Annotated in this window: 20 protein-coding genes and 9 tRNA genes; 10 read left to right on the top strand and 19 right to left on the bottom strand. The window is 37.8% G+C overall.

What is annotated here, in order from left to right; genetic code table 11:
- Positions 1–88: 88 nt before the first annotated feature.
- From rplA to LS68_RS06600, 15 genes are all read right to left on the bottom strand, one after another.
- Positions 89–793, bottom strand: a complete 705-nt coding sequence (gene rplA / locus LS68_RS06670; protein ID WP_034369273.1) for a 50S ribosomal protein L1 — start codon at positions 791–793, stop codon at positions 89–91.
- A gap of 16 nt (positions 794–809) precedes the next feature.
- Positions 810–1,235: a 50S ribosomal protein L11 gene (gene rplK, locus LS68_RS06665; protein ID WP_138091247.1), complete on the bottom strand. Its 426-nt coding sequence runs from the start codon at positions 1,233–1,235 to the stop codon at positions 810–812.
- Positions 1,236–1,264: 29 nt separating this feature from the next.
- Positions 1,265–1,780, bottom strand: a complete 516-nt coding sequence (gene nusG, locus LS68_RS06660) for a transcription termination/antitermination protein NusG (RefSeq protein ID WP_034369269.1) — start codon at positions 1,778–1,780, stop codon at positions 1,265–1,267.
- A 21-nt stretch (positions 1,781–1,801) separates the two neighbouring features.
- Positions 1,802–1,984, bottom strand: a complete 183-nt coding sequence (gene secE, locus LS68_RS06655) for a preprotein translocase subunit SecE (RefSeq protein WP_034369266.1) — start codon at positions 1,982–1,984, stop codon at positions 1,802–1,804.
- Between the two features lie 42 nt (positions 1,985–2,026).
- Positions 2,027–2,102 (bottom strand) — tRNA-Trp (locus LS68_RS06650).
- Between the two features lie 17 nt (positions 2,103–2,119).
- Positions 2,120–2,290, bottom strand: a complete 171-nt coding sequence (gene rpmG, locus LS68_RS06645) for a 50S ribosomal protein L33 (protein WP_034369264.1) — start codon at positions 2,288–2,290, stop codon at positions 2,120–2,122.
- Positions 2,291–2,304: 14 nt separating this feature from the next.
- On the bottom strand, positions 2,305–3,504 hold the full coding sequence (gene tuf / locus LS68_RS06640; protein ID WP_034369262.1) for an elongation factor Tu: 1,200 nt from the start codon (positions 3,502–3,504) through the stop codon (positions 2,305–2,307).
- A 79-nt stretch (positions 3,505–3,583) separates the two neighbouring features.
- Positions 3,584–3,658: transfer RNA gene (locus LS68_RS06635), tRNA-Thr, on the bottom strand.
- Positions 3,659–3,742: 84 nt separating this feature from the next.
- Positions 3,743–3,819 (bottom strand) — tRNA-Gly (locus LS68_RS06630).
- A gap of 71 nt (positions 3,820–3,890) precedes the next feature.
- Positions 3,891–3,975: transfer RNA gene (locus LS68_RS06625), tRNA-Tyr, on the bottom strand.
- 55 nt (positions 3,976–4,030) lie between these two features.
- Positions 4,031–4,106 (bottom strand) — tRNA-Thr (locus tag LS68_RS06620).
- Between the two features lie 265 nt (positions 4,107–4,371).
- Positions 4,372–4,459, bottom strand: a tRNA-Ser gene (locus LS68_RS06615).
- Positions 4,460–4,507: 48 nt separating this feature from the next.
- Positions 4,508–4,582 (bottom strand) — tRNA-Cys (locus LS68_RS06610).
- A 15-nt stretch (positions 4,583–4,597) separates the two neighbouring features.
- Positions 4,598–4,685 (bottom strand) — tRNA-Leu (locus tag LS68_RS06605).
- A 106-nt stretch (positions 4,686–4,791) separates the two neighbouring features.
- Positions 4,792–4,866, bottom strand: a tRNA-Gly gene (locus LS68_RS06600).
- Between the two features lie 272 nt (positions 4,867–5,138).
- Here LS68_RS06600 and LS68_RS06595 point away from each other — a divergent pair.
- The 6 genes from LS68_RS06595 (at position 5,139) to LS68_RS06570 (ending at position 11,348) form a co-directional block, all read left to right on the top strand.
- The gene (locus LS68_RS06595; protein WP_034369260.1) at positions 5,139–6,290 is read left to right on the top strand and encodes a succinyldiaminopimelate transaminase; all 1,152 of its coding nucleotides are present in this window, start codon (positions 5,139–5,141) and stop codon (positions 6,288–6,290) included.
- Positions 6,269–7,606: a UDP-N-acetylmuramate--L-alanine ligase gene (murC, locus tag LS68_RS06590; protein WP_034369257.1), complete on the top strand. Its 1,338-nt coding sequence runs from the start codon at positions 6,269–6,271 to the stop codon at positions 7,604–7,606. The genes LS68_RS06595 and murC overlap by 22 nt, the downstream gene beginning before the upstream one ends.
- Complete coding sequence (locus tag LS68_RS06585) at positions 7,606–7,995, top strand: hypothetical protein (RefSeq protein ID WP_034369254.1); 390 nt, start codon at positions 7,606–7,608, stop codon at positions 7,993–7,995. Before murC ends, LS68_RS06585 begins: the two co-directional genes overlap by 1 nt.
- A complete protein-coding gene (locus LS68_RS06580) occupies positions 7,982–10,219 on the top strand; it encodes an endonuclease MutS2 (protein WP_034369251.1) in 2,238 nt (745 codons plus the stop codon). The genes LS68_RS06585 and LS68_RS06580 overlap by 14 nt, the downstream gene beginning before the upstream one ends.
- A 93-nt stretch (positions 10,220–10,312) precedes the next feature.
- Positions 10,313–11,035 (top strand): hypothetical protein, encoded by a 723-nt coding sequence (locus LS68_RS06575; protein ID WP_034369249.1) that lies wholly within the window; start codon positions 10,313–10,315, stop codon positions 11,033–11,035.
- A gap of 22 nt (positions 11,036–11,057) precedes the next feature.
- Positions 11,058–11,348 (top strand): DUF3240 family protein, encoded by a 291-nt coding sequence (locus tag LS68_RS06570; protein WP_034369246.1) that lies wholly within the window; start codon positions 11,058–11,060, stop codon positions 11,346–11,348.
- A gap of 64 nt (positions 11,349–11,412) precedes the next feature.
- Here the strand turns inward: LS68_RS06570 and LS68_RS06565 are convergent, their stop codons facing one another.
- Positions 11,413–11,907 (bottom strand): tRNA (cytidine(34)-2'-O)-methyltransferase, encoded by a 495-nt coding sequence (locus tag LS68_RS06565; RefSeq protein WP_034369243.1) that lies wholly within the window; start codon positions 11,905–11,907, stop codon positions 11,413–11,415.
- Between the two features lie 279 nt (positions 11,908–12,186).
- On the opposite strand from LS68_RS06565, the gene LS68_RS06560 reads away from it, so the two are divergent.
- The 3 genes from LS68_RS06560 (at position 12,187) to LS68_RS06550 (ending at position 15,022) form a co-directional block, all read left to right on the top strand.
- Complete coding sequence (locus LS68_RS06560; protein WP_034369240.1) at positions 12,187–13,767, top strand: anaerobic C4-dicarboxylate transporter; 1,581 nt, start codon at positions 12,187–12,189, stop codon at positions 13,765–13,767.
- Positions 13,768–13,833: 66 nt separating this feature from the next.
- The gene (locus tag LS68_RS06555; RefSeq protein ID WP_138091245.1) at positions 13,834–14,649 is read left to right on the top strand and encodes a DUF1796 family putative cysteine peptidase; all 816 of its coding nucleotides are present in this window, start codon (positions 13,834–13,836) and stop codon (positions 14,647–14,649) included.
- A 151-nt stretch (positions 14,650–14,800) separates the two neighbouring features.
- Positions 14,801–15,022: a hypothetical protein gene (locus LS68_RS06550; RefSeq protein ID WP_138091243.1), complete on the top strand. Its 222-nt coding sequence runs from the start codon at positions 14,801–14,803 to the stop codon at positions 15,020–15,022.
- Positions 15,023–15,046: 24 nt separating this feature from the next.
- Here LS68_RS06550 and LS68_RS06545 read toward each other — a convergent pair whose 3' ends face one another.
- A complete protein-coding gene (locus LS68_RS06545) occupies positions 15,047–15,985 on the bottom strand; it encodes a hypothetical protein (protein ID WP_241993700.1) in 939 nt (312 codons plus the stop codon).
- Between the two features lie 198 nt (positions 15,986–16,183).
- Here LS68_RS06545 and LS68_RS06540 point away from each other — a divergent pair, with 198 nt between their 5' ends.
- Positions 16,184–17,527 (top strand): butyryl-CoA:acetate CoA-transferase, encoded by a 1,344-nt coding sequence (locus LS68_RS06540; protein ID WP_034370691.1) that lies wholly within the window; start codon positions 16,184–16,186, stop codon positions 17,525–17,527.
- A 75-nt stretch (positions 17,528–17,602) separates the two neighbouring features.
- Here the strand turns inward: LS68_RS06540 and luxS are convergent, their stop codons facing one another.
- Together luxS and LS68_RS06530 are read right to left on the bottom strand one after the other, a co-directional pair.
- Positions 17,603–18,094 carry an S-ribosylhomocysteine lyase gene (luxS, locus tag LS68_RS06535; protein WP_034370694.1) on the bottom strand — a complete coding sequence of 164 codons (492 nt, stop codon included), beginning with the start codon at positions 18,092–18,094 and terminating at the stop codon, positions 17,603–17,605.
- An 84-nt stretch (positions 18,095–18,178) separates the two neighbouring features.
- On the bottom strand, positions 18,179–19,105 hold the full coding sequence (locus LS68_RS06530; RefSeq protein WP_034370697.1) for a D-2-hydroxyacid dehydrogenase: 927 nt from the start codon (positions 19,103–19,105) through the stop codon (positions 18,179–18,181).
- Between the last annotated feature and the right edge of the window lie 63 nt (positions 19,106–19,168).

The following is a 19,168-nucleotide window of genomic DNA, read 5'->3' as shown; positions in this document are numbered from 1 at the left end:
CACCTCACACAGGGTCATTTTTAAGCCTAAGCCCCTATGGTCTTCAGTCTAAGATAAATGATGCGTAGATATTCTTCTAGCAAAAATTTTATTTTGTGTCCATCAATTCTTGAGAATCAATTTTGACAGAAGGACTCATTGTTAAAGATAAGCTACTACTTCTGATATACTTACCTTTTGCAGAAGTAGGTTTAAGCTTATTAATCGCACGAACAAGCTCTAGCATATTATCCTTAATTTTTTCTTCATTAAATGAAGCTTTACCTATAGGTGCGTGAATAATACCCTTTTTATCAACTCTAAAATTTACTTGTCCGCTCTTTGCATTTGAAACAGCCTTACTTATATCCATTGTAACCGTGCCGGTTTTGGGGTTTGGCATTAGCCCTTTTGGTCCCAAAATGCGCCCAACCTTTCCAACCAAAGCCATCATATCGGGTGTTGCAATCACAATATCAAAATTGATATTGCCTGCTTTGATGTCTTCAGCCAAATCATCAGCACCCACAACATCAGCCCCTGCATTTTTAGCTTCATCGGCTTTGACGCCTTTTGCAAACACCGCGACACGCACTGTTTTGCCTGTGCCATGGGGTAACACCACAGCACCGCGAATCATTTGGTCTGCATGGCGCGGGTCGACACCCAAACGCAAAGCTACCTCTACCGTTTCATCAAATTTTGCTGAAGCTAAGGACTTTACAACACTAACACCACTTTGAACATCATAAACTTTTTGAGAATCGACCTTTGTTTGCAAGGTCTGTAATCTTTTTGCTATTTTTTTACCCATAAAACAAACTCCATACTTAATCTACGATTTCAATACCCATACTTCGAGCACTACCAGCTACAATTTTTTTTGCAGCTTGTATATCTGAAGCATTAAGATCTTCTATTTTTGTTTGAGCAATTTCTTCTAATTGCTTGTCAGTCAGCTTTCCAACTTTATTTTTAAGAGGATTATCTGAACCTTTTGCAATATTAGCCGCTTTCTTGATAAGATCTGTTACGGGAGGTTTTTTTGTAATAAAAGTAAAACTCTTATCTTGATAGATAGTGATAATAACAGGAATATTAAAATTACCCATGTCTTTAGTCTTCTCGTTAAAAGCCTTACAAAACTCCATAATATTCACACCTCTTTGTCCAAGAGCTGGACCAACGGGAGGAGACGGATTCGCTTTTCCAGCTGGAATCTGCAATTTCAATTCACCCACAACTTTTTTGCCCATCGTTTTTCCTTTCTTTAAGAAACTTAAATTTAAATGATTTTTTCTACTTGTGAATATAGTATTTCAACAGGTGTGTTACGCCCAAAAATTGAGACGTTAAGCTTAAGTTTTTTGTGTTCCAAATTATATTCTTCAACCGTGCCTGTAAAGTTCGCAAAAGGACCATCAATAATTCTTACAACCTCTCCTTGTTCAAAGAAAATTTTTGGTTTTGGAGCACTTGGATTTCTAACCTTTTCAAGAATTTTAGCAATATCAGATTCGCTTAAAGGTGTAGGTTTCTTACTTTCACCAATAAAACGCCCTACTCTAGGCAAAGACTGAATCATGTGCCAAAGTTTTGTATCCAAATCAACTTGGATAAAAACATACCCCGGATAAAGACTTCGATCGACAATTTTTTTCTTTGTCTCAATAATTGATTCTGTAGGAACAACTACTTCGCCAAAACGATCTTGCATCTGATTTTGAACAATCAAATTACGAATTGCCTCACCTACTGATTTTTCGCTACCAGAATAAGTTTGTATCGCATACCACTCCAAGCTTCACCTCTTTTAATTACATTATCTCAAAATACCAGATACAGAAGCAGACAAAATCAAATCAACCAATGCCAAAAATAAAGTAATTACACTCACCACAATCAATACTGAAACAGAAGCATTTCTAATTTGTTCCTTGGTAGGAAAAATCACTTTTGATAGCTCTTCTCTCGCACTGCGATAATAGGTTATTATTTTTTTCATCACTCGTATCTCTTTACAATATATTTCAACTAACAGCTTTAGTGGCAGGCCAGGAGGGACTCGAACCCCCAACATTCGGTTTTGGAGACCGACGCTCTACCATTGGAGCTACTGACCTATCAGCTAGGCATAAGCCTAGCTTTTTAGCTTCACCTCTTTATGAATAGTATGTTTATTCAATCGAGGAGAAAACTTTTTGAGCTCCAGTTTTTCTGTGTTTGTTTTTGCATTTTTAGTAGTGCTATAATTAATATCACCACATTCTGAACATTTTAGTCCAATTTTGACAGTATTTCCTTTAGCCATTATGAACCTTTATACTATTCAATGATTTTGGTTACAACACCTGAACCTACAGTTCTACCACCTTCACGAATCGCAAATCTTGTTCCATCTTCGAGAGCCACAGGATTAATAAGTTCTACCGTAATGCTAACATTATCACCGGGCATAACCATTTCTACGCCACTTGGTAACTGAATAGAACCCGTAACATCCGTTGTTCGCACATAGAATTGAGGGCGATAGCCATTAAAGAATGGTGTATGTCGTCCACCTTCATCTTTGGAAAGAACATAAATTTCACCCTCAAACTTCTTATGAGGAGTAATTGAACCGGGTTTGCATAAAACCATACCTCTTTCGACTTCTTCTTTTTTTGTCCCTCGCAAGAGAATCCCTACATTATCGCCTGCTTCACCTTTGTCAAGCTCTTTTCTAAACATTTCTACACCTGTAACGGTAGTTTTTTGAGTATTTCGAATACCCACAATCTCAACTTCATCTCCTACCTTTACAACACCTCTTTCGATTCTACCCGTAACAACAGTTCCACGTCCTGCAATTGAGAAAACATCTTCTACAGGCATAAGGAATGTTTTTTCAGTGTCTCTTTCAGGTGTTGGAATATATTTATCCACTTCTTCCATTAATTTTAATACTTTTTCGCCCCATTCACCTACGCTACCTGCTTTTGCTTCTTCAAGAGCTTTAAGCGCAGAACCTGCCACGATCGGAGTATCATCGCCGGGAAATTCATACTGATTCAACAAATCTCTCACTTCCATTTCAACCAACTCAAGCAATTCAGCATCATCAACCATATCTTGCTTATTAAGGAATACAACAATATAATGAACACCCACTTGGCGAGATAATAGAATATGCTCACGTGTTTGGGGCATAGGACCATCAGCAGCAGACACAACAAGAATCGCTCCGTCCATTTGTGCCGCACCTGTAATCATATTTTTAACATAGTCGGCGTGCCCGGGGCAATCCACATGCGCATAATGGCGATTTTCTGTCTCATATTCAATATGAGAAGTCGCAATAGTAATCCCTCTTTCTTTTTCTTCGGGGGCATTGTCGATATTATCATAATCTTTTAATTCTGCTAAACCCTTAGTTGCTAAAACTGCAGAGATCGCAGCACTCAAAGTTGTCTTACCATGATCGACATGCCCGATTGTTCCCACATTCACATGGGGTTTGTTTTTAACAAACTTCTCTTTTGCCATTTTTTTCTCCTAACTAAAATTATTTTACAGAATCTCATAAACTTAAAACACACTCAAAAAGTCAAAGATTCACATAAACTGGAGCCCATAAGCGGGATTGAACCGCCGACCTCTTCCTTACCAAGGAAGTGCTCTGCCACTGAGCTATATGGGCAAATATTTAAATTAAAGTAAAACTAAAAAGTTGATGGAGCATATCTTAAAAGATAAAATATACCTGAAGATTCAGCTCCCAGTATGGAGCGGGAAACGGGGCTCGAACCCGCGACCCTCAGCTTGGAAGGCTGATGCTCTAGCCAACTGAGCTATTCCCGCAACTAAAAACAAAACTATTTTGACTACCACTAAAACCTCTATTTCTGGCTTAAATAAAACTATAATTTTAGTGGTGGTGAGTCGTGGATTCGAACCACGGAAGACATAGTCAGCAGATTTACAGTCTGCCCTCGTTGGCCACTTGAGTAACTCACCAAAAACAATTCAAAAACTGGTCAAACACTGAAAGCAAATATTGCTAAGGTTTGAATGGAGCTGGTTAAGGGACTTGAACCCCCGACCCTCTGCTTACAAGGCAGATGCTCTACCAACTGAGCTAAACCAGCATTTAAGCTTTATAATTAAGCATAAAAAGGGTGTAATTATATAGATTTTATTATGCTTTGTCAAGAGTCTTGAATTAAGTATATTGAATTTCTTTAACATTAAAGATATAACTCTCATAAACCCTAAAATTAACCAGAATCTTTACCAAATGATGCTAAAAACTCTTCTGTAAACTCAAACAATAATTTATCTACTTCAAGAAATAATAAATCTAATTCAGTGAGTGTTTGTAAATATCAAGTGAGCAAAATAAAATTACAAAGGTGGCCGGGAGAGAGGGATTCGAACCCCCGGAGGTGTTACCCTCAACGGTTTTCAAGACCGCCGCTTTCAACCACTCAGCCATCTCCCGTCTAATGATTCTAAAATTAAGACTTTAAAGACAATCAAGATTCTAGTATGGAGGCGACACCCAGATTCGAACTGGGGAATCGAGGCTTTGCAGGCCCATGCCTTACCACTTGGCTATGTCGCCATCAATATTTAAGGGTGGTGCCCGAGACCGGACTTGAACCGGTACAGACGCAATGTCCGAGGGATTTTAAGTCCCTTGTGTCTACCAATTTCACCACCCGGGCATCAGATGTTTGGCAAATTACAGCAAACCAAAAGATCTAAACTCTGTAAAATCTACCACAAGCATAAAAAATACATTTGAAATCTTAGAATAAGGCTAAATTTCTATGGAGCGGGAAACGGGGATCGAACCCGCGGCCCCAACCTTGGCAAGGTTGTGCTCTACCACTGAGCTATTCCCGCATCTTTGAAATACAAAAATATTGAATGATCTAAAAATCCATTGAAAAATAAATTCAAATCTTCAAGGGCATAATTGTATCAATGCTTGATTAAAAAATCAAGAGTAAAAACAAAATATTTGTGAAAAGATTATCGTTTTTGCTATATAATCCAAAATTACAAAACCCAAATCAAACTTCAATACAAAACTAAAAATTGAAGTGAGATTTCTTTAAAGAAGTCAAGAAATAGGGCTTTGCTTTATCAAAAATACCATCAATTCAGGAGTGATCTTGTTACAACATTTTGAAAGTTACCCCTTTGAAAAATTACGCACACTGCTTGCAAGTATCCCTACACCTCAAAAAACATACGCGCTTAGCATTGGAGAACCTCAATTCCCTACCCCCAAAAATATTATCAAATCATGGCAGGATAACGCGCCTCTTCTAAATAAATACCCTAAAGCCAGTGGAGAATCTTACTTAAAAGAAGCGCAAATCTCTTTTATCACGCAACGTTATGGGATACACCTTACACAAGAACAAATCATTCCTACTTTTGGCACACGAGAAGTGCTTTTTAACTTTCCACAATTCTATCTTTTTGATACACCCAACCCTACTATTGCTTTTCCTAATCCTTTTTATCAAATCTATGAAGGTGCGGCAATTGCGTCCAAAGCTAAAATTATTTTTATGGATCTCACGAAAGAAAATGACTTTACACCACATCTTGACGATGAGAGTCTTAAAAAAGTGAATCTTGTGATTCTCAATTCTCCCAACAATCCCACAGGAAAGGCGATGAGTAAAGAGGAGCTTGGGCAATGGGTGCAAAAAGCAATAGAATATGATTTTATTGTGCTTAATGATGAATGTTATAGCGAAATTTATGAAGATACCCCGCCGCCGAGCATTCTTGAAGCTTCAATAATGGTGGGTAATCCTCACTTCAAAAATGTCCTTGCGATTAATTCTATCTCCAAACGCTCATCAGCACCGGGTTTGCGTAGTGGTTTCATCGCCGGAGATTCTCGCATTCTTAAGGCTTATAATCTCTATCGCACCTATTTGGGCTGTGCTTTGCCTTTACCTTTACAACAAGCTGCTGCAACAGCATGGCAAGATATGCAAACAGCTGAATCTATCCGCAGTATTTATGCTCAAAATCTTGCTCTTGCCCGTGAGATTCTCAATCCCAAAACCTATCAGATTCAGCCTTACACTTTTTATGTATGGCTTGAAGTCGATAATGATGAGGCATTTTGTCAATTTGCGTATAAAAAAACAGGTGTGTTAGTTTTACCCGGAAGCTACTTAGGGCGAAAGGGGCAAGGTAAAAACTATATCAGAATCGCTTTAGTTTATGATCAACAAAGCACGAAAAATGCACTTTTAGCACTTAGAGAATCTCTTAATTTATATCAAGAGGAGAAAATGTGAAAATTCATTTCATTGGCATTGGTGGGATTGGCATTTCAGGATTAGCGAAATATCTGTATGCGCAAGGTATGCAAATCACAGGTTCAGATATAGCACAAAGCAATGCGACCAAATATCTTGCGTCTTATGATATACCAATCAACATTCCTCATTCTGCCTCTGCTATCACCGATCAAGATTTAGTCATTCATTCTGCTATCATCAAACCCGATAATGTCGAGGTGCAAGAGGCTCTTAGAAAAGGTATTAAGGTATTATCAAGAAAAGAGGCATTAGCTTTTATTCTTGGAAAAAAACGCGTTTTTAGTGTTTGTGGTGCACATGGGAAATCTACCACGAGTGCAATTTTAAGCAGTCTTTTTCCACATTTTGGTGCAATTATCGGTGCAGATTCTAAAGAATTTGGCTCAAATGTGCGCGAAGCCAAAAGTGAAAGTATCGTATTTGAAGCTGACGAATCTGACAAAAGTTTCTTAAACTCTAATCCTTATTTTGCCATTATTCCCAATGCCGAACCCGAACATATGGAAAGCTATCATCATAATCTTGATGAGTTTTATGGAGCATATCATCATTTTATGCAAATGGCAACAAAACGGATTATTAACCTTGCAGATCCTTATCTTAAGGGTGTCAAAGACTTAGAATCTATCGTGCTTGACCCTCAAAATGATATTACAGACATCAGTTTTAACCTCTGTAATGATGAACCCCAAACGACTTTTACCTTAAAAAATTATGGCTCATTTAGCGTATGGGGATTTGGCGAACATATGGCTCAAAATGCAAGCTTAGCTATTTTATGTGCGATTGAAGAATATGGCGAAGAACAACTTCCACAAATCAAAGCCAATCTTGCTCATTTCAAGGGTATCAAAAAACGTTTTGATATTATCCAAAAATCTTCAACAATCATCATTGATGACTATGCGCACCACCCTACAGAGATTAAAGCAACACTCAAAAGTGTGAGAATCTATGCCGACCTCAAACAAATCAACAAAATCATCGCAATTTGGCAACCACACAAATACTCACGGGTATTAGATAATCTCACAGCATTTGTCGAATGTTTTGAGAATCTGTGTGATGAGCTTATCATTTTACCTGTATGGAAAGCAGGTGAAGCACATATTGATATTGACTTTGAAACACTTTTTAAACACTACAATCCTGTCTTTGCGACACATCTTAAAAGAGTGGGTGAATCGTTGCATCTTTATCAAGATCAAACGATGATTAAAACCCTCAAAGATGCTTTGATTATAGGACTTGGAGCAGGAGACATAACTTATCAATTACGGGGAGAAAAATAATGGGCTATATTATATTTCTGATACTAGTGTTTTTGAGTGTATTTCTTATCATAGCGATTTTTAAAACAAGTGCTACAATGTCTAACAAGAGCAAGAAAGTAATCGGTGTTTGTCTGCTTCTTGTAGCGATTCTAATCGGCATTTATAATCTGTGGCAAGAGCAAGAAAGTGAGCAGTTTGGACATATTCAAAGCGCATTTAATCAAGGTAAAGCAATACCTTGCGTATTTGAAGGAAAAGAATACCAAATCACTAATAACACTTTTAATTTCAACAATGGCACAATGAGCTTTTTAGGGAAGCCCTCTTCGCCATTTAATACCCTCATTATCCCGCTCAAAAATTGCAGCGTTAGCGAATCTGACAAAGCCGACAATGACAGAAAATAACATACTTGCTTCTAAACTTGACTTGCAAGAGTTTTTAGCAAAATTTGCGACTTTCTTTGCTCGTCAAAAAGATGTTTTTTTTGAAGGTGATAGGGTATTTTACGCAAAGATTCTCAAAGAAATTGAGCTATCACCGCCCTTAGCCCCGCCTCGTCTTTGCAATCTTGATACGCCCTTGATACACTTACAAAAATTTGGCACACTTAAATTTGATGAAATCTTTGAAATGATAAAACTTGTGCGTTATTTTGTTGCACTTAAACATAGTATTCTCCCGTCTTTACCCTACACTTTTCAATGGCTTGAAAAAATCCAAATCCCCATAGCCATTAAAGAAATGGATTCTATCTTTACACTTGAAGGTGAGCTTAAAGAGGGTATATATGAGCAAATTGATTATCTCAAAAGGCAGATTCAAAATACAAAAGGACATATCAATCAAACACTCAATCAATTGTTACACTCTGCTAAACTCGCACCTTATTTAGTAGATTCATCAGTGCATTATCTCAACGAAAATGAATGCTTTTTGCTCAAAGCGGGCTATCACCATGCTATAAAAGGTATGATATTGGAGCGTTCAGCAAGTGGGTTTTTTTACCTTTTGCCCGATGTGATTATGACGCTTAAAGAGCGACAAAACACACTCAAAGATAGTCTCGAAACAAGCCTTTATGAGGTTTGTAAATCTCTTTCAAACACACTACACAAACATCTCCCATTCTTGCGTTTTTTAAATAAAAGCTTTGATCAGTGGGATCATATTTATGCGCGTTTATGTTTTGCCAAAACTCATAGCCTTGAGTTTGTTTATGAAATGTCCAAAAAAACACCCATTATTCTCAAAGACTTTTGCCACCCTGCTCTTGCAAATCCTAAGGCGATTGATTTAGAATGGGATAAAGATCTTTTGATGATTACGGGTGTGAATGCTGGGGGCAAAACAATGCTCCTTAAATCTGTGCTTAGTGCGTGCTTTTTGACGAAATTTCTCCTCCCGCTCAAAATCAACCCTCACAAATCACAAATCCCCCATTTTAAGCATATTATAGCCATTATCTCCGATCCTCAAAATAGCAAAAACGATATTTCAACTTTTGCAGGTCGTATGCTTGAATTTTCGCAGATTCTCCAAACTCAAAATATGCTACTTGGCATTGATGAGATTGAGCTAGGCACAGATGCGGACGAAGCAGCGAGTCTTTATAAAGTCCTTTTAGAACATCTTTTGCAAAACAATACAAAGATTCTACTCACCACACACCACAAGCGGTTGGCTTCATTAATGGCAAACAATCACAGAATCCAGCTTTGCGCAGCAATGTATGATGTCAAGGCTCAAAAGCCACTTTTTTCGTTTCTCTATGGAAGCATTGGTAAAAGCTATGCGTTTGAAACAGCCCAAAATTATGGCATTCCTAGCACACTTATCACACAAGCAAAAACATTATATGGTCAAGATAAAGAGCGTTTGAATGATCTTATCCAACGTTCAAATGAGCTAGAAATGCAACTACAAGAAAAATCCGCTGTTTTAGATTCTCACATCAACACATATAAACGGCAGATTGAGAATCTTAACGATGAACGCACCGCACAAAAAAATGAATTCCAAACGCTTAAAAATGCGCTTGAACAAACCTACAATCAAGCACTACAAACACTTAAAAATGCACTCAAATCTCAAGATTCTAAACAAATGCACCAAGCAATGAATAAAGCTCATCATATCATCAAAACTGATGCCAAACATTCCCTTCCACCCCTTCCGCATTCTGCTAAAATATCTCCTCTCAAAGTGGGTGATTTTGTCAAATATGGCAACACACGAGGAAAAATCATCGCAATCAATAAAGATACCTATAGTGTCGAGCTTGAGAGTGGTTTTAAACTTAAAGAAAAAAGAGAGAATCTCAAACCTTTAGGCGCATTTATCCCCACATCATCACCGCAAAAATATCAAGGATTCAGTAAAGCCAAAAGTGTGGGGGTGAGCTTGGATTTGCATGGAATGCGTGGTGAAGAAGCCATTGAACGACTTGATATTTTCCTTAATGATGCGCTTATAGCAGGTTATGATGAAGTGCTTGTCTATCATGGTATTGGCACAGGTGTGCTAAGTAAATTAGTCAAAGAATATCTGTGCCAACACCCAAAGATTCTATCCTTTGACGATGCTCCACCACAAATGGGAGGATTTGGCGCAAAAATCATTAAACTCTAGCCCTTTCTTGTTGTGTGATAATCCTTTTTAGTTTAAGATATTTCACGCTACAATTAAGATTTTATTTTTATCTCACTCTAAAGGATAGTAAAGATGTCTCTTTTTTCTGTAAATCTGCCTCCATTGCCTGATGATGTCCCTGTTTATCGTATCGAGGATACTCCATTACTCAAACGAGCAAAGAATCTCTATCTTTTCACTTTTTTATTAGCAATCATCGGCAATGTATTGCTTCAGATTATGCTAATGAATAACAACTCGGTTGAAAGTTTTTTATTCATCAGTTATGCTACTAATTTTGTGTGTGTTTTGTCCCTATTTCTTACATTTTTTTATCTCTGCAAACTTTCACTGCGTAAGATTCTTTTCAAACTCTATATAGTGGTTTTTGGTATCTCATTTGTTGCGAGTGTGCTAGGCTGGTTTTTAGGTATAGATACTAAAAGTATATTAGAGAATCCGGAAATATCCTCAAGCTCTTCATTTCAAATCTATATGTTTTTAGTTTTGATTATGCTCGTCATTGATTATGTCTTGATGTTTAAAATTGCCAAAGAACAAAGCTTTATCCTCCACCAAGAAGGATTCTTAAAAGGAGCTAAGATCATACTATGGAGTTTTGCTGTTATGGGGTTAAGTGTATTTCTGCTTTTTTGGGGATTAGCTAGTGCATCTAATGGAATTACATTAATCGCATCTGTAATAGTCATAGCAGCCAGCATTGCTACGCTTGTGGGTTGTGCTTATTATCTCATTGCTGTGTTTAAAATCAACCTTATCATTGCCTATGGCGAACAAACGCCCAATCCTTTATGATAGAAAACTTTAGGATTTATATATGCAACAACAAAAAATTGAGATTTACTTCAAACACACGCTCAAAGATTCTATCGTAGATATGTTGCTTGAAGATGGCTATGATGACTTTTTTTACATTCATTGCGCCAAATACGCTTCAAGTATGTTTTTGGCAAGCCCTAAGGAACAAGTGGGCGGGCGGCAAGAATATGGGATTTTTAGAATATTTTTGACCGATGATGACAAGGCAAAATTTATCATTAATAAGCTTCTTCAAGCTTTTGGCAAAGAGCATATGAAAATCTATACTTATTGGGTGGAAAGCCATTAATACTTTAAGAATCTCACATCTTAAAATTATGTTGGGATTCTAATCCATACCCTACAAATTCATTTCACAAATCCCAATTTTCATAAAGCTTTGATTGTCTTACCCCTTCATACAGCACTGCACCGACACAAGTCGCGAGGTTGATACTGCGAGTATGAGGTGTCATTGGCATTTTATAAACATTATCCGCAAAATTTTTCAGAATCTCCGCATTAAGCCCTGCATCTTCTCTTCCAAAATACAAATACCCCGCTTGAGCAAGAGGAGCATCATAATAAAGTCTCTTTGCCTTCGTGCTAAAGAAAAAATGTTGCTGCGCATCAAAGGGGTGAGATTCCCAAAATGCGGCTAGATTCTGCCACTCATACACACTTAAAGACTGCCAATAATCCAACCCTGCCCTTTTGAGCTCTTTTTGAGATGTGCTAAAGCCTAGTGGGTGTATGAGATGCAAAACACTTCCACTTGCCACACACAATCGCCCGATATTACCAGTATTTTGTGGGATTTGCGGCTCTACAAGCACGATATGAAACGGATTGACACCTTTATCTGACATTATTACTCCTCAATTTTTCTTTGCTAGAATTTTTAGAATCTTGCGCCACTTTTAAACTCTTTTAAACTCATCAGTCAATGAGTAATTATATAGATTCTTTGTTTTCAAAGAAGTTTCAATGCAAATGAGTTGGCAATAATTTAATACAAACATCATTTTTGTTACTTTATGACAATACAACCGCTCAAATCTGCGGATATTCATAAAGTATTACTAAATCCTAATTAAATTTCTAGGATAATCACGCATTTAAATTTTAACACATAAGGAGGTCTTGCGATGAATTTTCTTACATCATTGCCTGAAGGGTGGCAATTTGCTATTCAGCTGATTGTCGTATTAGTATGTCTTTTCTATGGAGCGCGAAAAGGGGGGATTGCCTTAGGGCTTTTGGGTGGTATTGGGATTTTAATGCTTGTATTCTGTTTCCATATCAAACCGGGCAAACCTGCTATTGATGTGATGCTCACAATCCTTGCTGTCGTTGTGGCGAGCGCAACCCTGCAAGCAAGCGGAGGGTTAGATGTGATGCTACAAATCGCAGAACGGATTCTTAGACGCAATCCAAAATTTTTAACAATCCTTGCGCCTTTTGTAACATGTTTTTTGACAATCCTTTGTGGCACAGGGCATGTGGTTTATACGATAATGCCTATCATTTATGACATTGCTATTAAAAATGGAATCCGCCCCGAACGACCGATGGCAGCGGCTTCAGTATCAAGCCAAATGGGAATCATCGCAAGCCCCGTAAGTGTAGCGGTTGTGAGCCTCACCGCAATGTTACTTGCAGCTGACCATAAACTAGCAGGTTTTGATGGTTATATTAACCTTTTGCAAATCACAATCCCTAGCACACTTGTCGGGGTGCTTTGTATAGGTATCTTTAGCTGGTTTAGGGGCAAGGATTTAGACAAAGACGAAGAATTCCAAAGAAAAATTCAAGATCCTGAATTCAAAAAATATGTCTATGGGGATTCAAAAACTTTGCTCGGCGTAAAGCTTCCTAAGAGCAATTGGGTGGCAATGTGGATTTTCTTAGGTGCGATTATAGCTGTGGCAGGGATTGGTGCTTTTGAATCTGTCAAACCAAATTGGGGACAAAAACTCTCCTATGAAGCGACAATCCACGAAGACACAACTATCAAATGGACACCTAATGGTGAAAACAAAGGTGTGGTTGATATAGCCAAACTCGGATTTGACCAAAAGAAAAAAGAAGGCGAAGAAATGAGTAAATTTAAAGCCGCCATAGAATCTGGAGAGATTCAAGTAATCCCTCAAAAAGATAAACTCGGTAATCCTTCTATTGATTATATTTCAATGGTAAATGTGATTCAAGCATTTATGCTTCTTGCAGGTGCGCTTATCTTGATATTTACCAATACAGACGCGAAAAAAATCGCAAACAACGAAATCTTTAAATCTGGTATGATTGCGCTTGTAGCGGTGTTTGGTATCTCTTGGATGGCAGATACAATGTTTGCCGTGCATACACCAATGATGAAAACTGCACTTGGAGGCGTGGTGCAAGAGTATCCTTGGACTTATGCGATCATGCTTTTGCTCATTTCTAAATTCGTCAATTCTCAAGCCGCAGCACTTGCAGCATTTGTGCCACTTGCGCTAGGTATCGGTGTAGAACCCGGCATCATCGTAGCATTTGCCGCAGCTTGTTATGGATATTACATTTTGCCAACCTATCCTAGCGACTTGGCGACAATCCAATTTGACCGCACAGGCACAACACATATTGGACGATTTGTCATCAATCATAGTTTTATTATTCCCGGACTTCTAGGAGTATTCAGCTCTTGCTGTGTAGGATATGTGCTTGCAAAAGTAGCAGGATATATTTAAACCATAGCTTGGTGTAAGCAAGATTTGTTATAATCTTGCTTACATTGCCAAACGAAGGATTAAATAATGCAAGAGCAAACGCCTTTTCAAAGTAAGACATTACAAAACATCAGCAAAATCACCACACATTGGATTCCCATTGCGCGTTATCGCCGCAAGGCTAGAAATGCTCTCTACCACAAAATAAACCTCTCTTTCAATCAATGGCTTTTGTCTCAATACCGCAAACAACATCAAGAAGAACTTCTTAATGTCGATATGGCGGTGAGCTTAGGAGATGCGTGCATAGCAGCACATTATCTGCAAAAATTCGGTTTGCGGGAGTTTGCCTCGCCGTTTGATTGGATGATGTGTTATACTCTTAAAGATATACAGAATCTACTTGCAAATGATTTTGAAGGATTTTTTGTGGATATTCAAGACAAAGAAGGTTTTGATGCAAATAATCACTGCAGGCATATCACTGATATGCGTAATGGTATGGTATCCATTCATACATTCAGAAAAGACCGCAGTATTGCATCACAATATCCTCTTTTTATAGAAACGATGCGGCGTAGATTTAACAATCTCATATCACACATCCGCCAATCACGACATATTTTATTCGTTACCACGCGTAGGCATGATCAAGAATCTTTTAATGAGTTTTTATCCTTTATGTCCAAATATCACGATGCACACTATACGATTCTTAATATCACTAACGCGAAAGAGACAACAGATTCTATCCTTTCTCCTGCCCAAAGAAGCGTCATTAAGCTTAACGCGAAGCTTACAATTATCGAATATTCTTTTGTCAATACCTTTCCTCATTATGAAGTATTACAATCCTTGCTAGGAAACAATACAAAAGTTACGGGGGGGGGGGGAGTCGCATAATATCAATACAAATTCACCTAGTGAGCTAGATTCTCAAACTTGCTCATTTTTACACCAGACTTCTCGCAAAGATTTTCACGATATTCTTATTAAACGCAACAAACAACATATTCTCATCTTTTGGCAAATCCCCATTGTGTGGCTTCCTTTTTTGCAAAAACCTTTATTATTCCGTGTGCGATTAGATTCTATCTATGGTGAGCGAGGGGATTGGATAGGTAATTTCATACAATGGAGCAAGATTATGCCTTTAATCATTATCAAAAAGCAAAATACGATAGATTCTCAAAACTCTCTTCATACTGAAGATGCAAAACCTACCATGATTGATGATGAATTACTTCAGGAGCCAAACACAGAATCTCCTAGTTAAACAAGAGCATAACAAATGACAATATCAAATCAAATGATGCAGCTCTACAGAGAGGTTACACGAAAATATCGGTAAAAATGGTGTTTGGCGTTTGATATTTTTACAAAAATGGACAATATCTTTTCCTTCTTGAATGCAATCTTTGAGGATTGATAGAATCTTAGGCGCGTCATCTTTAGGGATATGTTTAGGCGCGCTAGAGGGCGTGGTAAAATGCTTGTGAATTCTATACACAAGCATTTTATTAGTAATCTCTACAATCAACGAATCAATAGGTATCTTAAAAAACATAATATGTGCTTTTGGGTTAATCGACATATAAATCGTATCAATACCTGAAACTTTTGTCGTTTGTGAATCAAAAAAATAAAGGCTTTTGTTGTAATTATCCTCGAAAGTCTTTAACATCAAGTCTAAAACTGCAATCTTTTGCGAAGTCGTGTAAAAATTCCCAATGGGTGAAAAAGCAAAATGCAAGAGCGATTCAATCGAATACCACTCCACACTTTCAAAACCATAATCAAGGATATGTTCACAACGTCTTTTTCGCAATGCCACTGCTTGAGGTGAATTACCAAATTTGTAGGGAAAAGTAACAATTTTATCACGATATGCTGGACCAGGAAAACGCGAGTGTATCACAAACCGCCGATCGTATTCCTTTTCTAAAATATATTCCAAACCACCTTCATAGCCTTTATCAATGATTTTTATTTCACTTTGAGGAATATGCTCAAGTAAGGCTAAAAATTCATCTTTATCACATTCTTGGTCCCACACGCGCTCCGAATAACGAAAAAATCGTGTGATAGATTCTAACACTTCTTTGGGGGGATCTTTGCACACACTTTTATCAATCCAAGAAGTCAAAGTGCGCCTATCTTTACCAATAATAGAAGCAAAGCGCGACACGCTTAAACCTGAACGTTGATAAATCATAATCAGCTTGTCTAAAGTATCCAAAGATATTTTTCCTTATAAATTGCACATTTTTTGTTCAATTATAACATTTATGACTAAAAATTGTCTAAAGAAAACAAAAATTGTTCAAAACAATTTTCTCCATTCAATGTTAGAATAAACACTCATAATACAACAAAAGCAGATAATTTCATCTGATTATCGACCAAAGATTCTAAATTTAATTAAAGGTGTTTGACAATGGATATACAAAAAATGTATCAAGAAAAGCTCACAAGTGCAGACAATGCTGCAAGTGTGATAAAATCGGGTGATTGGGTTGATTATGGTTGGGCGATCACTGCTCCTGTGGCAATGGATAAGGCATTAAGTTTGCGTATTAAAGAACTCAATGATGTGAAGATTCGCGGAGGAATCTTAGTGCAAATGCCTGAAGTCTTCAAAGTCGATACCAAAGGGGAGCATTGCTCATGGCACACTTGGCATGCTAGTGGCATCGGCAGAAAATTGATTGAGCAAGGATTGGGATTCTATATACCTATGCGTTATTCTGAACTTCCTCGTTACTACAAAGAAATCTCTGCTACGCCTAATGTAGTCATTATACAAGTTACTCCTATGGATAAACACGGATATTTTAACTTCGGACTTAGTGCCTCACACTTATCTGCTTGTATTCAAGAAGCAAAGACCGTGATTGTTGAAGTCAATGAAAATATGCCTCGTTGTCTCGGTGGATTTGGCACAGATGTGCATATTTCAGAAGTAGATTTTATCGTTCAAGGGGATAATCCTCCTTTGATTGAAGTGCCATCTGCTGAAATTACCGATGTCGATAAAGCAGTCGCAAAGTTGATTGTCGAAGAAATCTCTAATGGAGCGTGCATACAGCTCGGTATCGGTGGTATGCCTAATGCCGTAGGCTCTTTTATCGCACAATCAGACTTAAAAGATTTAGGAGTGCATACTGAAGTGTATGTCGATGCGTTTGTAGAAATGACACTTGCAGGAAAAGTTACCGGTAGTAAGAAAAATATCAATCAAGGCAAACAAACCTATTCTTTTGCTATGGGAACAAAAAAACTTTATGACTTTCTAAATAATAATCCCGAGTGTATGAGCGCACCTGTGGATTATACAAATGATATACGCACAATCTCGGCTTTGGATAATTTCATCTCTATAAACAATGCCGTAGATATTGATTTGTTTGGACAAGTCAATTCAGAATCTTCGGGGACACGTCATATCAGCGGAGCAGGCGGACAGCTTGATTTCGTATTGGGAGCGTATTTATCAAAGCATGGCAAAAGCTTTATTTGCTGCTCTTCGACAATCAAATCCAAAGACGGCACAATCAAATCCAGAATCTTACCCACTTTGCGTGAGGGAAGTATTGTTACAGCTACAAGAGCTAATGTGCATTATCTTGTTACCGAATACGGCAAAGTAAATCTCAAAGGCTTATCTACATGGGAAAAATGCGAAGCAATCATCTCTGTGGCGCACCCTGATTTTAGAGAAGATTTGATTCAAAAAGCAAAAGAGATGAAAATTTGGCGACAAAGCAATAAGATTTGCTGATTTAATGAGATAATTAAGACAATGGAAAATTGAGAATCTATGCCAATAGCGCAGATTCTCAAATGATTTAGTGATTTAGGCTTGGAACTCTTTTAAAAGTAACTTTTGTGTATCCATAATACTAATACCGCGTTGAAGAACATTTTGAGCAATACTTTTTGCCTCGTCCAAAGAGTGCATCACACAAGTGCCACATTGAAGAGGATTTGCTTCGGGGATTGCTTGAGCATTTAAAATATCATTCATACTTGCTTCCCATGCCCTAAGGACACTATCATCACTAGGTGTGCCAATCACACTCATATAGAATCCTGTCCGACAACCCATTGGCGAAATATCAATAATCTCGGCTTGAGCATCATTCAAATGATCCCGCATAAAACCTGCAAAGAGATGCTCTAAGGTGTGAATGCCTTTTTCAGAGAGAATCTCCTGATTTGGCACACAAAAACGCAAATCAAACACGCTAATCTTATCTCCTTTAGGTGTTTCCATCACCTTCGCAAGCCTCACTGCTGGGGCTGGCATCTTTGTATGATCAACCTTAAAACTATCAAGTAATGGCATAAAAACTCCTTTTTAAAAAATCACGCGCATTATAGCACAAACAAAAGACTTACAAATAGATTCTCTCACACTAAAACGCTTGATTTAGCCGATAAAATCGCGAATATTTTGAGCCAAAAGTTTGAGTAACCTTTCCCTTGCATTATCATACGCCCAAGCGACATGCGGTGTAAGGAGTAGCTTATGGGCGATAGAAGTATCAAGCAAAGGGTGATTAGGCTTCATGGGTTCAGATTCTAAAACATCTGTTGCAAAATACATTTCTTTAGTTTTAAGAATCTCCGCTATGTCTGCTTCATTGACAATACCGCCACGACCGACATTAATCAAAATCGCTTGAGGCTTTAATAATGGTAGATTCTCACGATTAAGCAGATTCTTTGTCTGGTCGTTAAGCGGAGCATGAATCGAAATAATATCATTGGTCGATAAAAGCTCTTTCAGACTTTGTTGCGTATAAGTGCTGTCATTATTTTTCCCACTTGTAGAATAATAATGCACCTTTGCTCCAAAACAACTCACGATTTGCGCAACGCGTTTGCCAATGCTTCCTAAGCCAATAATCCCCCATTTCAAGCCTTCAATCTCGCGTAATCCCTCATTGATATGCACAAAGATTTCACTTTTACACCATTGTCCGCTTTTACAATAATCATCGTAATAACCGATTTGAGCAAGCAGCGATAATGCCATAGTGAGTGTGTGTTGAGCGACTGATGTTGTCGAGTATCCCGCGACATTTTTTACCGCAATACCTCGTTCTTTCGCATACACCAAATCCACATTATTCATACCCGTAGCACTGATACAAATAAGCTTCAAATCTGGTAATTCAGAGAGAATCTCTTTGTCCAAAACGACTTTATTTGTGATGACAATTTCTGCACCTTGACATCGCTCAAGTGTTTGTTCTCGTTTTGTGGAAGGATAGATTGTCAAAGAACCAAGCTTTTCAATCTCGCCTAAATCGCATTTTCCCAATGTGTCTGCATCAAGTATGACTATTTTCATTTCAAATTCCTTTATGGTTTGATTTTGAGAGTATTTGGATATAATAACATCAATTTTATTTTT

Source organism: Helicobacter sp. MIT 05-5293 (assembly GCF_000765665.2).
In the GTDB taxonomy this organism is placed as follows: Bacteria; Campylobacterota; Campylobacteria; order Campylobacterales; family Helicobacteraceae; genus Helicobacter_C.
This window is presented reverse-complemented; position numbering and strand designations above follow the sequence as displayed.

Coding starts and splice junctions, on each gene's coding strand:
- LS68_RS06585 (WP_034369254.1), top strand. CDS start 7,606: ATGGGCTATATTATATTTCTGATACTAGTGTTTTTGAGTGTATTTCTT.
- LS68_RS06570 (WP_034369246.1), top strand. CDS start 11,058: ATGCAACAACAAAAAATTGAGATTTACTTCAAACACACGCTCAAAGAT.
- LS68_RS06560 (WP_034369240.1), top strand. CDS start 12,187: ATGAATTTTCTTACATCATTGCCTGAAGGGTGGCAATTTGCTATTCAG.
- rplA (WP_034369273.1), bottom strand. CDS start 793: ATGGGTAAAAAAATAGCAAAAAGATTACAGACCTTGCAAACAAAGGTC.
- rpmG (WP_034369264.1), bottom strand. CDS start 2,290: ATGGCTAAAGGAAATACTGTCAAAATTGGACTAAAATGTTCAGAATGT.
- LS68_RS06575 (WP_034369249.1), top strand. CDS start 10,313: ATGTCTCTTTTTTCTGTAAATCTGCCTCCATTGCCTGATGATGTCCCT.
- LS68_RS06530 (WP_034370697.1), bottom strand. CDS start 19,105: ATGAAAATAGTCATACTTGATGCAGACACATTGGGAAAATGCGATTTA.
- secE (WP_034369266.1), bottom strand. CDS start 1,984: ATGAAAAAAATAATAACCTATTATCGCAGTGCGAGAGAAGAGCTATCA.
- LS68_RS06540 (WP_034370691.1), top strand. CDS start 16,184: ATGGATATACAAAAAATGTATCAAGAAAAGCTCACAAGTGCAGACAAT.
- LS68_RS06565 (WP_034369243.1), bottom strand. CDS start 11,907: ATGTCAGATAAAGGTGTCAATCCGTTTCATATCGTGCTTGTAGAGCCG.
- rplK (WP_138091247.1), bottom strand. CDS start 1,235: ATGGGCAAAAAAGTTGTGGGTGAATTGAAATTGCAGATTCCAGCTGGA.
- LS68_RS06580 (WP_034369251.1), top strand. CDS start 7,982: ATGACAGAAAATAACATACTTGCTTCTAAACTTGACTTGCAAGAGTTT.
- tuf (WP_034369262.1), bottom strand. CDS start 3,504: ATGGCAAAAGAGAAGTTTGTTAAAAACAAACCCCATGTGAATGTGGGA.
- LS68_RS06555 (WP_138091245.1), top strand. CDS start 13,834: ATGCAAGAGCAAACGCCTTTTCAAAGTAAGACATTACAAAACATCAGC.
- luxS (WP_034370694.1), bottom strand. CDS start 18,094: ATGCCATTACTTGATAGTTTTAAGGTTGATCATACAAAGATGCCAGCC.